The organism is Neisseria sp. HMSC078C12 (assembly GCF_001838065.1).
Lineage (GTDB): Bacteria > Pseudomonadota > Gammaproteobacteria > Burkholderiales > Neisseriaceae > Neisseria.
On record NZ_KV835599.1, the window covers coordinates 112,966 to 127,208 of the forward strand.

A 14,243-nucleotide genomic window follows, 5' to 3' on the forward strand; every position below is an offset into this window, starting at 1 on the left:
TCGCGGGTGCAGGTAAAGGTAAAATATGCGTCGGTCCAGTGATGTACGGACAATACTTTTTGGGTATTGAATGCTGCCATTTGGGTTTCCTGTCAGTAAAAGAAATGGGAAGTGTTTATTTGGGACGTGTGTCAGAATGAAAATATCTGCCCAATTCGGGATAAAGCTAAAATTCTAAACGAAACGGATGGTTGCGACAATGCTTGATGCACAGCGATTATATGCCGTTTGAATGGCTTTCAGACGGCATAGCGGGATAGGCGGTGCCTTACGGCGGCATATCCGCAAGGTAAATCAGGGAAATCGAGGCTGCCAGCCTGAGCGCGTCCCGTCCCCATCGGGGGTGTTCCAGCCCGCGTATTGGGAGGATCGGTTTGACGGTGGCGGCAATCAGCCTTTGTATTTCTGCAGGCTGCGCTGACAGTACGCTGCCCCATTTTTCCGCTGCCGCTTCCAGCAGTCCGCCGTTTTTCAATATCAGCGCGGTAGAATGAATGTAGCAGAGCCAATCGCGGGCTTGGCATTGCGCTATGGTCAGGACTTCGGAAGGGTCGTCTTCAAAGTCCAAAAAGCTGATGTTTTTTCCGTCCGACATCATATTCCGTGCAAACGCCTGACTGAGGAACTGCCGTTTTTCATGCACATGGGCAATGGCTTCCAAACCGGCAAGCCAAGCGTCTGCCTTTCCGGATTCGGCTTCTTTGCGGATTTGCGTATCGAGCGGGACCCCTTCCAAATTGCCGAACATAAGGGCATTTTTCCGGACGGCGAGCAATTCGGGAACGGCTATCCCCGCAGAGCGCAATTCGTACAGGCGTTTCGACTCGGTTGCAATGGCAGGCTCACCTCCGAGGCTGGGGACCGGCTTCAACAACCCCAGTTTCAAATATCGGGCAACCATACCGAGCAGCGCGTAACGCCATCGCGCATTGTGCCTGCCTGCTTTGCGTACCCATACCTTGGTTCCGTCAGCTAGCAGATGGGGGGCGATGGCGGCCTCCTGTTTTGCCGCCAGTTCGTCCAGCAGGATGGAAAAACGGGTTTCATGCATAGGTAAAGTCATTTTCTTTCAATCTTAAGTTTGGACGGAATGCCGCCCACACGGGACATCAGGCAAGGGTTTGTTTGATGATGCCTTTTACCGCATCCGCACTGTTCGGCACGGTTTGCACGCGCTGCGGCAGGTTTTCCAAACCTTCCAGAGCGGTGGGGCGCGGAATGGCGACATCGCCGACGGCTTCGCGTATGGTCGCATCGAATTTCGCTGCCAACGCAGTTTCCAAACAAACAACCGTTTCACCTTCTTCACGCACTTCGCGGGCAACTTTTACGCCGTCGGCTGTATGCGGATCAATCAATTCATGATCTTGCTCGTAAACCTGTTTGATGGTGGCAAGGCGGTTGGCATGGGTCGATTTGCCGGAAACAAAGCCATATTGTTGATGTACTTTGTTTAAGGCAAATTCCAAATTGAAGCCTTTGCCGGATGCTACTTCCGCCCATAAGGTTTGGATTTCGTCCGCATCGCGATCCATCAGGTCAAACACAAAACGCTCGAAGTTGGAGGCTTTGGAAATGTCCATAGACGGGCTGGAAGTAACGTGGGTGTGTTCGCTGTTGCGCGGACGGTATGCGCCGGTTTTGAAAAATTCGTCCAATACGTCGTTTTCGTTGGTGGCGACAATCAAGCGGTGGATGGGTAGGCCCATTTGACGGGCGATATGGCCGGCGCAGACATTGCCGAAATTGCCGCTTGGTACGCAGAAGCTGACTTTTTCGTCATTGCTCGAAGTGGCGTTGAAATAACCGGCAAAGTAGTACACGACTTGGGCGACGATACGGCCCCAGTTGATGGAGTTGACTGTGCCGATATGGTATTTGGCTTTGAATTCGGCATCGTTTTGTACGGCTTTGACGATGTCTTGGCAGTCGTCAAACATGCCTTCAACGGCGATGTTGTGGATGTTGGCATCTTGCAGGCTGAACATTTGCGCGCGTTGGAATGCGCTCATTTTGCCTTCCGGAGACAGCATGAAGACGTTGACGCCTTTTTTACCGCGCAGGGCATATTCGGCGGCAGAGCCGGTGTCGCCGCTGGTGGCGCCTAAGATATTGAGTTCTTTGCCTTCTTTGTTCAATACATATTCAAACGCATTGCCCAAGAATTGCATGGCCATGTCTTTGAATGCCAAAGTCGGGCCGTTGGAGAGGGCTTGGATTTTGATGCCGTCTGAAAGTGTACGCACCGGCGTGATGGCTTTGGTACCGAATACTTCTTCGGTGTAGGTGCGGTTGATGATGTCGCGTAAATTATCAGCAGGGATGTCGGTGGCAAACAGGCTCATGACTTCAAACGCCAGCTCGGGATAGCTGAGTGTGCGCCATTGGTCTAAAGTAGCACGGTCGATTTGAGGGTATTGCTCAGGCAGCATCAAACCGCCGTCAGGAGCTAAACCCATCAATAAAACTTCGCTAAATTGCTTGCGTGCGGTCGCACCGCGGGTGCTGATGTATTTCATGGTTTCTTCTCTATGTATTTAAAATTCAAATAGAAAGTCAAAACGAATTCAGACGGCCTTGATGTGAAAAAAGGCCGTCTGAACGATTATTTGTAGAGTCGTTTGAAGCAGGCGGTAACCGTTTTTGCGGTAACGGAAGCAATGGCCTGTTCGCGGGTTGCCGGACTCAATACCTGCATCATTTCGGTTGCAGTCAATTGGTTTGGCGCTTCTTCGCTGGCGCAGCCGCAGATTTTATTTTCCCATTCGGCTTGTTTTTCCGCGCTCATGGCCAAAGCAATGACGCGCCATTCGTTACGTTTGTTTAATTCGGTACGGCATTGGCTGTCTACCGCCATTTTCACTACGCTGCTGCCGATACCCGTACCACTGCCCAAACCGCCGAAAGAGTCGCCGCCGGTAGCGCATGCACCCAATAAGAAAGCTGATGTAACAGCTGCCAAAAGAGCTTTTGAAGTCATGATGTTTCCTGTAAACAAGGCCGTCTGAAACGTCCGAAGAATTCTCAAAATAGCATGTATTATACCGTAATGCGGCCCGATATGTGTGTTTGCGAAACTACCGTATAATGCTAGCGAGTTTTCTTTTCAATCAATCAGCACGAAAGCCGCTATGTCCGACCTTTTTGCACGCCAACCCGAAGCCCCTTTAGCCGAACGCCTGCGCCCGCATTCTTTAGATGATGTCATCGGGCAGCAGCACTTAATCGGCGAGGGCAGACCTTTGCGCGTGGCGGTGGAAGGCGGAAAGCCGCATTCTATGTTGCTGTGGGGGCCGCCGGGCGTAGGCAAAACCACGCTGGCAAGGATTTTGGCGCAAAGCTTTAATGCACAGTTTTTGCCGGTTTCCGCCGTATTTTCCGGCGTGAAAGACATACGCGAGGCCATCGAAAAAGCTGAAATTGCCCTGCAACAAGGGCGAGCGACGATTTTGTTTGTTGACGAGGTACACCGCTTCAACAAAGCGCAACAGGACGCATTTTTGCCTTATGTCGAAAGCGGCTTATTAACCTTTATCGGCGCCACCACGGAAAACCCGTCATTTGAAGTCAATCCGGCATTGCTCAGCAGGGCGCAGGTTTATGTCTTGCAATCCTTGTCTTCAGACGACCTAAAAAAACTGATTGCCAAAGTATTGGCTTTGCCCGAATACCAAGAGTTTACGATTGAAGCCGATGCGCAAGAATTACTTGTGAATACCGCCGATGGCGATGCGCGCAGATTGTTGAATTTATTGGAACAACTTTTACGCGCTGCCGATACACGCCGTCTGAAAACCTTAACCGCCGAATTTCTCGCCGATAGTTTGGGTGCGCAAATCCGCCGTTTTGATAAGGGTGGCGAGAGTTTCTACAATCAAATTTCCGCGCTGCACAAATCCGTACGCGGTTCGCATCCCAATGCGGCATTGTATTGGTTTTGCCGTATGCTCGACGGCGGCACCGACCCGCGCTATCTCGCCCGCCGCATTGTCCGCATGGCATGGGAAGACATCGGCTTGGCCGATCCGCGTGCCTTAACGATTGCCAATGATGCCGCCGCGACTTATGAGCGCTTAGGCTCGCCGGAAGGGGAGCTTGCTTTGGCTCAAGCCGTGTTGTACCTTGCCGCCGCCGCCAAATCCAACGCAGGTTATAATGCATACAACCAAATGCGCCGTTTCGTCAAAGAAAATGCCAGCGACGAAGTGCCCGTCCACCTGCGCAATGCACCGACCAAGTTAATGAAAGAATTGGGTTACGGACGCGAATACCGCTATGCCCACGACGAACCAAACGCCTACGCCGCCGGCGAAAGCTATATGCCCGACGGCTTGGACGAACCCGACTTCTACCAACCCGTCCCTCGCGGATTGGAAATCAAAATTGGCGAAAAGCTGAGATGGCTGAAATCTTTGGATGAAGATGCTTTAGATGATTGAAGCGATAAATACACATAATATTAATCACAGAATAAATTAAATTTTTCAGACGGCCTTTGATGTCTGAATGTTTCCAACCTATATCACATATAATTTTTCATGAATATTCTCGAAGCCTTACTATTATTGTGCCTGCTGATTGTCATTAGCGCGTTTGTGTCCTGTTCCGAGCTTGCGCTGGCTTCGGCACGCAAAATCAAATTGCAGGTCATGGCAAAAGACGGCGGTGATATACGTGCGCTGGATGTGCTCAATATGCAGCAGCAGCCGGGCAGTTTTATTACCGTCGTCCAAATCGGTTTGAACGCCGTCGCCATTCTTGCCGGTATCGTCGGCGAGGCGGCGGTGCGCCCCTATTTTGACGGTTTGTTGGCAAACGCTGGCAGTTGGGGCAGTACGGCTGCGTCGCTGCTGACATTCACGTTGGTAACAGGCAGCTTTATCCTGATTGCCGACCTGATGCCCAAGCGCGTGGCGATGACCCACCCTGAAGCGGTGGCGGTACGCATTGTACGGCCGATGATGTTTTTAATTTTTATCTTAAAGCCGTTTATTTTGATTTTTGACGGATTGGCAAACGCAATATTCAAGCTCTTCAAAATTTCCACCGTCCGTCAGGAGCAACTGACCTCGGAAGACATTTACGCCGTCGTCGATGCTGGTGCGCAGGCTGGTGTGTTGAAAGAACAAGAACACTATCTGATTGAAAACATTTTCGATATGCAAGAGCGCAAGGTAACTTCCACCATGAGCACGCGCGAATACATTGTCTATTTTGATAAAAACGACAACAGCGATACCGTGTTGGAAATGATGTCGGACAAACCGCACAACAAATTCCTCGTATGCGACGGCGATTTGGAACGCGTCATCGGCTACATCGAATCACATACGCTGTTGACCTTGTTTTTAAAAGAAAAAGACGTCCGCCTGACCGACAAGCGTGTGTTGCGCAAAGTCTTGTTCATCCCTGACACGCTGTCGCTTTACGATGTCTTGGAAACCTTCAAAACTTCCGGCGAAGACTTTGCCGTCGTAGTGAACGAATACGCGCTGGTGGTCGGCGTGGTAACGCTGAAAGACGTGATGAGTATCGTCATGGGCGAGCTGGTTAATACCGAAGAAGAGCCGCAAATCATCCGTCGCACCGAAGACACCTGGCTGGTGGATGGCGCGACCCCGCTCGCCGATGTCATGCGTGCGCTGGATATCGAAGAGTTTCCCGATTCGGAAAACTACGAAACCATCGCCGGCTTTATGATGTATTCCCTGCGGAAAATCCCGAAACGCACGGATTTTCTGGTTTATGCCGGTTATAAGTTTGAAATCATCGACACCGAGAATCTAAAAGTTGACCAACTCTTGGTTTCCAAACAAGAAAATGTGGTGGGGAAAGATAATAGGATTTAAAGGATATTTGCCCCACTTGATGAAAACAAGCAATTTTGAAATAAGTTGCTTATGATTTATGTCTTTTCTTTAAGTTGTATAAAAGGTCGTCTGAAAATCAAATAATCAAAAAAGAAAACCGGATTTCCATCAACTGGGAATCCGGTTTGTTTTATTTTAACTTGGTTAGTACTTATTCGTAATCAGTAATGGAAATAGTTGATAGGTGCTTCTTCATTTAGAGGTTGGGTACAGCAACTAATAAATAGTTAATAATGACGATGTAGTATCTAATCATGTTAGATCAATTATATAAAGGGAGTAGATGTAAACGCTAATCAAAGTATAATGAAACCTATTGGTCAGCCTAAGAGTGGTGCAAGTCTAATTCAGCAATCTTCTCAAGTAAAGCAAAACTCAACAAAGGAACATCATTGATGAAATACTTATATTTGATATTTTCTCTAGTATTGGTAAATACAGCTTTTTCAGCGAACCCTACATACGATGCAACAAAAGGTGCATTACAAAATGATCCAACGCTATGTCAATATGGTTACAATCCTAATTGTTCGCAGGCACATAAGCAGTCACAACAAACAATTGAACGCATTTATGTCCATAGACCCCCAAAATTTGGCGCTTTAGCATATAGTTCAAAGGTTGGTCATATTGCTGGGTCTCTGAACCATGATTCCAAGGCTGAAGCTCAACAGGCTGCAATTCAACGTTGTCAACGTGGAAGCAAGAATACCCCATGCAAAGTAATTGCATGGGTACGGAATGGTTGTGTTGCAGCAGCAGCGGGGAAAATTAAAAATAAATTCGTTGTAGTTACCGGTGCAGGTCATCCAGGAACAGTTGAGCAAATAGCTTTGCAAAACTGCAAAAAGGGCGGATTGGACGATTGTGAAATTATTATGCCTGAAGGTTGTTCTCTCCCTTCATAGCTAATCACTCAAAAGGCCGTCTGAAATTTCAGACGGCCTTTTTATGAAATCAAAAATTGCTAGAGCTAAAACAGAGGTCTTTATTCGCAATTTAAGCCTTTTGTTTTTTCGGCGAATGTATCCATGGCAATTTGGCACATGCGTTCACGTTGGCCTACGTCGGCGGCAGGCAGGATTTGGCGCAGGTATTTTGTGTTGTCGCGTTGGAACGATGCTTTATCGCCTGCTTTTTGGTAACACGCATCCGCACGGGTAAAGTATTGCTGGCAGATTTTCGGCAATTCTTCAAAGGACAAGGGTTTGCTTTTGTGCATGCCGTGTGCGGAGACGGAGAGGGAGGAAAGGGCGCACAGCGCGATGATTAAGGTTTGGGAAATGGTTTTCATGGTCAGCCTATTTATTGAAGTGGTGTTTAAATTAATTGTTCGCCCCAATGCAGCTTTTGGCGCAGGGTTTTGAAGTATTGGTAATCGGTGGGATGGAGGACGCGCAAGGGGTTGTGATAGCGGCGGATGATGATGCGGTCGAAGTTTTGCACGTCGATATGGGATTGTCCGTCAAAATGTGCGCGTGCGTCGCCGCTTTTGGTAATGAGGATTTCGATCACGCTGGTGTCGGAGATGGCAATCGGACGGTTGGTCATGGATTGCGGGCAGATGGGCACGAGCGTGAAGGCGTGCAAACCGGCCTGCATGATGGGGCCGCCGGCGGCAAGAGCGTAAGCAGTCGAACCTGTAGGTGTGGAAATAATCAGGCCGTCAGAACGTTGGGTATAGACAAATTCTTGATTGATAAAGACTTCAAATTCAATCATTTGGCCTGCGCCGCCACGAGACAGTACGGTGTCGTTGAGGGCGAGGGCACGTTCGATGGTTTCTCCGTCACGAATGATGCTGGCTTCAATGAGGATGCGTTCTTCAGGCAGATATTTGCCTTCCAGTACGGGGCGAATGCCTTCAACCATGGTGTCGCGTGAGATTTGGGTGAGAAAGCCCAAGTGGCCTTGATTGATGCCGATGATGGGGACGGCGCGCGGGGCAACTTCGCGGGCAGCGGAGAGGAAGGTGCCGTCGCCGCCGAGCACAACGACGAGGTCGCAGTATTTGCCCAGCTGGGCTTTGTTAACGGTTTCGCAGTAGGCGGAATCTTGGATATAGACGCAGTGTTCTTCTACGCTCAATTCATCCAGATAGATGGTGAAGCCGTTTTCGCGTAGAAAAGAAACCAATGTGTGGACGGTATCTTGAATCTCGGGCGTATTGGGACGCGTAACGATACCGATGTTTTTAAATGGGCTTTTCATGTAATAGGCCGTCTGAAATTAAGTATTTAATCTATCCAGATATCGCGCTCGAGGCGGTCGAGGCGTTCGTTTAGGCGGGCAACGTCGTCACGCAGTTTGTCCACTTCTTCCAACCATGCGGCAAGCGTGTCTTGGTCGATAACAGGCGATTCGGGTTCGCGTGAAAAGTCGCTGATTTGCTCGGCAATGCTTTTGCCGATTTTTTTCATGGTGCGGCCGATGTCGCCGGCGCGCGAACTGATGCTTTCTGCGGCCACATGACCGAATATCCGCGCCAAATCTTCGCTCGGATAATAGCGCAGTCCGCCTAAAATAGGAAGGACGGACATGCCTAATACCAAGTCGCCTTCGAGGCTGATGTCGCCCACGCCGGGCTGGCCGCCTTGGAGAATTTTTTGGATGGCGCTGTTGTGGAATGTGATGTTGGTGTCGGCGGTTTCGTTTGCGGTTTCAAGAAAACCTTGTTCGCTGATGCGTCCGGTCAGTCTGAAACCGGTCAGGCTGATGCAGATGATGCTGCCTGCAAATTCAGACAGCTCGTGCTGTTGTTCTGGATTTTGCTGTATCAGGTGGTTGATAATGGGAAATAGGGCGGACATGGTTTACTCTAAATGCCGTCTGAAACGGATGAATGGGTTGAGTCGCAATTTTACAGGCTTAGCCCGTCTGCGCAAACGGTATTTACAATTTTGCCGTTGCTTTCATCATCAACGATGAAATCAGGAGCCGGCAGGCCGAGTTTGGCCGCTTCGGCAGTATAAAATTCGGCACGGCTTGGGTGGCGGGGTTCGACAATATTGCGGATACGCTTGCCGTCGGCTTGGCAGGCCGTCTGAAAAAGGATTTGGACGGCCAAGTCTTTATGAAGGATATTGACGGGTTGCTTGCCGCCTTGAATGCGTGTTTTTTGAACCAGCTTGGTAACGGGGTGACGGTCGGCAGAGTAAAGTCCGCCCAGTCGCAGTATGTCGATATGGGGTACGGCACTTTCCAGCAAGGCTTGCTCAACCGCGAGGATTTGACGGGCGGATTCGGTTTGCGGATCGGGCGGCGTGGTTTCATCGCATACGCGTGCTTGGTTGCCATACACGCTGGTGCTGCCGGTAAAGATGATGTGTTGTACCTTGCATTGCTCGGCAAGCTGAATCCATTTTTTCAGGGTATCGGCGTAATGGTTTAATGAGGAAGGCGGAAGCAGGCAAAACCATGTCGGCTTGTTGATATGGTTTTGCCACAATGCCGAACTGTGAAAAAGATCGTCTTGATTCAAATCGATGATGTCGAGTTCAATCGGCAGATTAATGTCGTCGGAGGTTAGATTGCGTTTGATGGCGGCTACCTGACTGCCTTGCTCATAACATTTTTGTGCCAGCGGCAGGCCGAGATAGCCTAAGCCGAGAATGGAAATATCGGGAAGGTGCATAAAGAAAGCATCCGAAAATTAACAGGCCGTCTGAAAATAGCTTTAACTTGGTTAAAACCACGTTTTCAGACGGCCTTTGTATGGAAAAATTAATGGTTGCTGCCGATTTTTTGGTCGAATTCGGCACGGTGTTCCGGCAGGAGGTAAGGGCGCAACAGGCTGAGTGTGCGGCTGATGCCCCGTACTTTGGAATCTTCGGTCAACTTGGCGCGGCCGCGCAGGGAGCTGTCGAAGTCGAACCAGTATTTCGTCACCATCCACATATTGACGGCAAGGTCGTTCATGGCGGTTTGGTCTGCGCTGATGATGTTCAGCCCGTTGAGCTGGGTCAGCAGGTTGACCAACAGCGGGGATACTTTGGCTTGGGTAAAGGTATTGTGTTCGCCCAATAATTCGGCACTGCGGGCAAGCAGGGTGTTCACATCGCTGAAAAGGAAACGGTATTCCCACATCACATCATAAATACCGGCCATGTAGTTGATGGAGTCTTCCACATTAGACGGCAACACGGCTTCGTTAAGGTAGGCAAGCAGGGCCTCGCTGTAACGTTTGAATAATTGGACGATGATTTCGTCTTTGTTGCGGAAATGGTAGTAGAGGTTGCCCGGGCTGATGCCCAAGTGGGCGGCAATGTGGTTGGTGCTGATATTGCGCTCGCCTTCTTCGTTAAACAAGGCGAGGCTGGCATTGATGATTCGTGTGTAAGTGTTGACTTTAGCAATGCGCGGCATGGGATACACTCCTTTGTTTTATAGGCTGTATGAAGTCGGCAGCCAGTTGGGTTCTGCGTGTAATTCTACCTGAAATTGAGTAAATACTGTATTACAAACATATTGTGCCAGCTGGTGGACATCTTGCGCGGACGCGTTGTTTTTATTCACCAAAACCAAAGCCTGTCTGTCATGCACGGCCGCACCGCCGATCTGATGGCCTTTCAGACGGCATTGGTCAATCAGCCAGCCGGCCGCGAGTTTGACCGAACCGTCAGGCTGCGGATAGCTTGGCATATCGGGGTATTGCTGCAACAAATCGGCTGCTTTTTCAGCGCTGACAACTGGGTTTTTAAAGAAACTTCCGACATTGCCAAGTACGTTAGGATTAGGCAGTTTACTGTTGCGGATTGCACACACTGCATCGGAAACATCTTTGGCCGTCGCCTCGCGGCCTTGGCTCAGTTCGGCAACCGCTGCCGCCAAATCGCCATAGCCCAAGTTCGGCACAAAATGCTCTTTCAACGCAAATACAACCGAAACAATCACATAACGGCCTTTGCCTTCCTGTTTGAACAGGCTTTCACGATAAGCAAAATCGCAATCGGCATTGGAAAGCTCGACAAAGGTTTCCGTATCCAAATCAAAGCAGCGTACGCTATGGATAATATCTTTGACTTCAACGCCGTATGCGCCGATGTTTTGTACCGGAGACGCGCCGACCGTACCCGGAATCAGGCTGAGGTTTTCCAGCCCGCTCAAACCCAGTCCAACCGTATGCAAAACAAAATCATGCCAAATTTCCCCGGACTGCGCTTCGATATAAACCAGGCCGTCTGAACGCTCAATTTCGCGTATTCCCTTGTTTTCCATATGCACAACCAGACCGGCGTAGTCTTCCATCAAAAGGATATTGCTGCCGCCGCCGAGCCATAAAACAGTATCTCGGTCGAACTCGGGCAGCCGGACGATGTCGCGCAATTCATCGGCGTGTTTGAGCGCGATAAAGGCTCGGGTTTGGGCTTTGAGGCCGAAAGTGTTGTAAGGGGTAAGGTCGGTTTGGTATTGGATGGGTTGCATGGGTTTAACTTTAAAATAGGAATTCGTTGATTAAAGGATGTAGTCAGTGGAGAAAGACGGCCTGTATTGTTCAGACGGCCTTATGCGATTTGACCCTCTCTTTACTGCAAAGCTCCAAGCACCATACCAATGCTATGGCGGCAATCGTCAGCGAAACGGTCAGCGCGGTCCAAAAGCCGTAAATGCCCATATCGGCATGATAGGCAAGCAGGTAGCCGGGCAACAGGCCGCAACCCCAGAAAGCCACGGCATGGATGAACATCGGCATTTTGGTCACTTTATAGCCGCGCAGCGCATATGAAGCGATACATTGGGTAGCGTCTGCCAGTTGGAATAGGGAGGCGAAAAATAAAACGGTCGCGGCAATGCCTAATACTGCCGCATCGTTGGTGTACATACCGGCCAACTGAAATCGAAAGATGACCAAGAGCAGCGCGGTGCAGGCAGCAAGCATCCAGCCCAACACCAGCGACACGCCCGAAATATAACGCGCCCGCAAAAAATCGCGTCGCCCTAGAGAAAAGCCCACGCGTACCGTGCTTGCCGAGCCGACGCTTTGTGGAACCATATACAAGATGCCCGACAGGCTGATGACGACTTGTTGCGCGGCGACATAATCTTCGCCGAATGGCGCCACCAAAAAGACGATAAACGAAAATGCGCTGGCTTCTAAAAAATAAGACAAGCCGATGGGGGCGCCGATTTTCCAAATCTGTTTGAAAGCCGTCAAATCGGGTTTGCCGATTTTTGCTGTCAAGCCAAACGGACGGAAGAATTTTTCTTTGGCGATATAAAGCCACAAAGCCAATGCGCTGAACCAAAATACCGCCGCCGTTGCCACGCCGCAACCTGCGCCGCCCAAAGCAGGCATACCGAATTTGCCGTAAACAAACACATAGTTCAGTGGCACATTCAACACAAACGCCGCGAAGCTGACCAACATAATCACGCGCGGACGATTTAGGCTGGAGGCATAGGCGTGCAGGGCGCGGTGTATCATGGCGGCCGGCATTGCCAAGCTGGTGAAGAACATATATTGCGCCATCGTGTCTTCGACATAATCGTTCAAAGTCAGCCAATGACGGAACGGCGTAATCATCGCCCACATCAACAGCATGCCGAATACGCCCAAACACAAGCCAAACCAAATGCCCTGCATTCCTGTTTTGCCGACTTCTTTGGTTTTACCTGCGCCGTACAGCTGGGCAATCATCGGGTTCAACGCGGCCATTACGCCCATAAAGGTAATGTAAATCGTAGAAAACGCGCTGCTGCCCAAAGCTACTGCGGCCAAATCTTCCTTGCCTGCGCCACCGGCCATTACTGTATCGACAAAACCAATGCCCACTTGCGCCACTTGCGCCAACAGCATAGGCAGGGCGAGGGCGGTAAGCAGGCGGGTTTCTTTTAAGAAAACAGGAAAGGCAAAGCGGTTGAGGTTCAGTAGCATAATGTGTGCGGTTTGAGGACAAAGGCCGTCTGAAAACGGAAATTTAAAATTATAAAGGGTAATGTTTGTACACAGACAAAGATTGGTTTAATCGTTAAATTTTCAGACGGCCTTAAATGTCGGATGTCTTTTGACGGCTTCCAACCAACTGTCCGGTGTTTGAAACTGCATCAGGCCGTCTGAAAGCGACACTGCGGCTTGGGTAGTCGAAGCGCGGGTCAGCTTTTCATTGGTTTCAGCATCGTAAATGGTGTAATCGATACGCAGGCAGCTTTCGATTTCGACAATGTCCATATCAACGCGGATTTTTTGGCCGAAACGGGCAGGGCGGATGTATTTGAGGTTCATCTGCACAATCGGCCAGCTGTACCCCTGCCGCCCCATTTCATTGTAGTCATAACCGATGGAAGACAGAAAAGCGCAACGCGCGGTTTCAAGATATTTGACATAGTTGCCGTGCCACACGATGTGCATGGCATCTACGTCAAAAAAAGGAACTTCGGTTTCAAAGCTGTGTTGGCAGTAGATGTGTTTTTTCATGGTTTAAAAGAGAGAGTGTGATGGTTTCAGACGGCGTCTTCGCCCCAAAAATCATAAAAATTGAACCATTGTAACGGATTTTGCGCACATTCTTGCGCCAAAATGTCGGCAAAACCCTGCATCGCGTCTTTGACGGCAGCCTCGCGGTTGCCGCGTTTCCAGCTGGAAGTATCGGTAAAGCGGCGCAGTTTCAAATGATGGCGGCCGTTTTGTTTGACGCAAAACAGCGTGTTTACTTGCGTTTTTAAAAGCGAAGCCAATAACCATGCGCCTTGCGGCATAGGTGCGGTGTGGCCTAAGAAATTGATGTCGGCGGTTTTCTCGCCGCGTACAGGTACGCGGTCGGCCGCGATGGCAATCCATTCGCCGTCTTCGATACGGCGGTTCAATTCCATCATCAGGGTGGTGTCCAAATCGGTTACCTGAATCAGGCGGATATGTTCTGCGCCGGCTTTTTGCAATGCCTCGTTAAATGCCTGCGCGTGCTTGCTGTGCACCAATACATTGAGTCTGAAATCTTTATGGTGTGACACCAGCGCACGGCAAACTTCGGTATTACCTAAGTGCGAACAGGCAAAAATCTGGCCGCGTTCGTTGCGGTTGATTTGCGAATAGATGTCGTCAGGATCTTCAATCACCAAATCTTCATAACGGATTTTGCGTTGCCACACGGCAAAACGGTCGCAAACTGCTTCGCCAAATGCAACGAATTGTTTGAATACGCTGTGTTTCGGTAGGACGATATGGGGAAAGGCCGTCTGAAGACGGGTTTGATAGCGTAAGACATGACGGCGCGGTTTGGGCGCGGTTGCATAAAAATACAGCACTACAAACCAAATGCACGGCTTCATCAAAAAGGCCGGCAGATGACGCACCATCAGCGTGGTCAGGGCGAGAAACAGGCGGCTGCCGCGTTCGGGCTGCGCCGCCCAATGGGTTTGTTTATTGTCGGTCATGGT

15 protein-coding genes and 1 pseudogene are annotated in these 14,243 nt (G+C 50.0%); 3 read left to right on the forward strand and 13 right to left on the reverse strand.

Annotated elements, in window-relative coordinates:
* The 4 genes and pseudogenes from HMPREF2596_RS11210 to HMPREF2596_RS04065 form a co-directional block, all read right to left on the reverse strand.
* Positions 1 to 80, reverse strand: a pseudogene (locus HMPREF2596_RS11210) (ferredoxin--NADP reductase); the annotation flags it as partial.
* 188 nt (positions 81 to 268) lie between these two features.
* The gene (locus tag HMPREF2596_RS04055; RefSeq protein WP_114139655.1) at positions 269 to 1,063 is read right to left on the reverse strand and encodes a BUD32 family EKC/KEOPS complex subunit; all 795 of its coding nucleotides are present in this window, start codon (positions 1,061 to 1,063) and stop codon (positions 269 to 271) included.
* A 46-nt stretch (positions 1,064 to 1,109) separates the two neighbouring features.
* A complete protein-coding gene (gene thrC / locus HMPREF2596_RS04060) occupies positions 1,110 to 2,519 on the reverse strand; it encodes a threonine synthase (protein WP_070849794.1) in 1,410 nt (469 codons plus the stop codon).
* An 86-nt stretch (positions 2,520 to 2,605) separates the two neighbouring features.
* Entirely contained in the window at positions 2,606 to 2,980 is a 375-nt protein-coding gene (locus HMPREF2596_RS04065; RefSeq protein ID WP_003746335.1) for a hypothetical protein, read from the reverse strand.
* 151 nt (positions 2,981 to 3,131) lie between these two features.
* Here HMPREF2596_RS04065 and HMPREF2596_RS04070 point away from each other — a divergent pair, with 151 nt between their 5' ends.
* The 3 genes from HMPREF2596_RS04070 to HMPREF2596_RS04080 all read left to right on the forward strand — a co-directional run bounded on the left by HMPREF2596_RS04070 (position 3,132) and on the right by HMPREF2596_RS04080 (position 6,778).
* The gene (locus HMPREF2596_RS04070) at positions 3,132 to 4,439 is read left to right on the forward strand and encodes a replication-associated recombination protein A (protein ID WP_070849796.1); all 1,308 of its coding nucleotides are present in this window, start codon (positions 3,132 to 3,134) and stop codon (positions 4,437 to 4,439) included.
* Between the two features lie 99 nt (positions 4,440 to 4,538).
* Positions 4,539 to 5,849: a polyamine export protein PaeA gene (locus tag HMPREF2596_RS04075; RefSeq protein WP_070849798.1), complete on the forward strand. Its 1,311-nt coding sequence runs from the start codon at positions 4,539 to 4,541 to the stop codon at positions 5,847 to 5,849.
* A 416-nt stretch (positions 5,850 to 6,265) separates the two neighbouring features.
* A complete protein-coding gene (locus HMPREF2596_RS04080; RefSeq protein WP_070849800.1) occupies positions 6,266 to 6,778 on the forward strand; it encodes a DUF4189 domain-containing protein in 513 nt (170 codons plus the stop codon).
* Between the two features lie 80 nt (positions 6,779 to 6,858).
* On the opposite strand, the gene HMPREF2596_RS04085 is transcribed toward HMPREF2596_RS04080, so the two are convergent.
* The 9 genes from HMPREF2596_RS04085 to HMPREF2596_RS04125 all read right to left on the reverse strand — a co-directional run bounded on the left by HMPREF2596_RS04085 (position 6,859) and on the right by HMPREF2596_RS04125 (position 14,240).
* Positions 6,859 to 7,164 carry a hypothetical protein gene (locus HMPREF2596_RS04085; protein ID WP_003746349.1) on the reverse strand — a complete coding sequence of 102 codons (306 nt, stop codon included), beginning with the start codon at positions 7,162 to 7,164 and terminating at the stop codon, positions 6,859 to 6,861.
* Between the two features lie 26 nt (positions 7,165 to 7,190).
* Positions 7,191 to 8,081: an NAD(+) kinase gene (locus tag HMPREF2596_RS04090; protein ID WP_039863638.1), complete on the reverse strand. Its 891-nt coding sequence runs from the start codon at positions 8,079 to 8,081 to the stop codon at positions 7,191 to 7,193.
* A gap of 26 nt (positions 8,082 to 8,107) precedes the next feature.
* Positions 8,108 to 8,680: a ubiquinone biosynthesis accessory factor UbiJ gene (locus HMPREF2596_RS04095; RefSeq protein ID WP_070849801.1), complete on the reverse strand. Its 573-nt coding sequence runs from the start codon at positions 8,678 to 8,680 to the stop codon at positions 8,108 to 8,110.
* A gap of 50 nt (positions 8,681 to 8,730) precedes the next feature.
* Complete coding sequence (locus HMPREF2596_RS04100) at positions 8,731 to 9,504, reverse strand: Rossmann-fold NAD(P)-binding domain-containing protein (protein ID WP_070849802.1); 774 nt, start codon at positions 9,502 to 9,504, stop codon at positions 8,731 to 8,733.
* Between the two features lie 89 nt (positions 9,505 to 9,593).
* On the reverse strand, positions 9,594 to 10,235 hold the full coding sequence (locus HMPREF2596_RS04105; RefSeq protein ID WP_036491149.1) for a TetR/AcrR family transcriptional regulator: 642 nt from the start codon (positions 10,233 to 10,235) through the stop codon (positions 9,594 to 9,596).
* Between the two features lie 18 nt (positions 10,236 to 10,253).
* Positions 10,254 to 11,294 carry a UDP-N-acetylmuramate dehydrogenase gene (murB, locus tag HMPREF2596_RS04110; protein ID WP_070849804.1) on the reverse strand — a complete coding sequence of 347 codons (1,041 nt, stop codon included), beginning with the start codon at positions 11,292 to 11,294 and terminating at the stop codon, positions 10,254 to 10,256.
* 70 nt (positions 11,295 to 11,364) lie between these two features.
* Complete coding sequence (locus HMPREF2596_RS04115) at positions 11,365 to 12,744, reverse strand: MATE family efflux transporter (RefSeq protein WP_070849806.1); 1,380 nt, start codon at positions 12,742 to 12,744, stop codon at positions 11,365 to 11,367.
* A 102-nt stretch (positions 12,745 to 12,846) separates the two neighbouring features.
* Positions 12,847 to 13,284: an acyl-CoA thioesterase gene (locus HMPREF2596_RS04120; protein WP_004519960.1), complete on the reverse strand. Its 438-nt coding sequence runs from the start codon at positions 13,282 to 13,284 to the stop codon at positions 12,847 to 12,849.
* A gap of 26 nt (positions 13,285 to 13,310) precedes the next feature.
* Entirely contained in the window at positions 13,311 to 14,240 is a 930-nt protein-coding gene (locus HMPREF2596_RS04125; protein WP_070849811.1) for an LpxL/LpxP family acyltransferase, read from the reverse strand.
* Positions 14,241 to 14,243 lie beyond the last annotated feature (3 nt).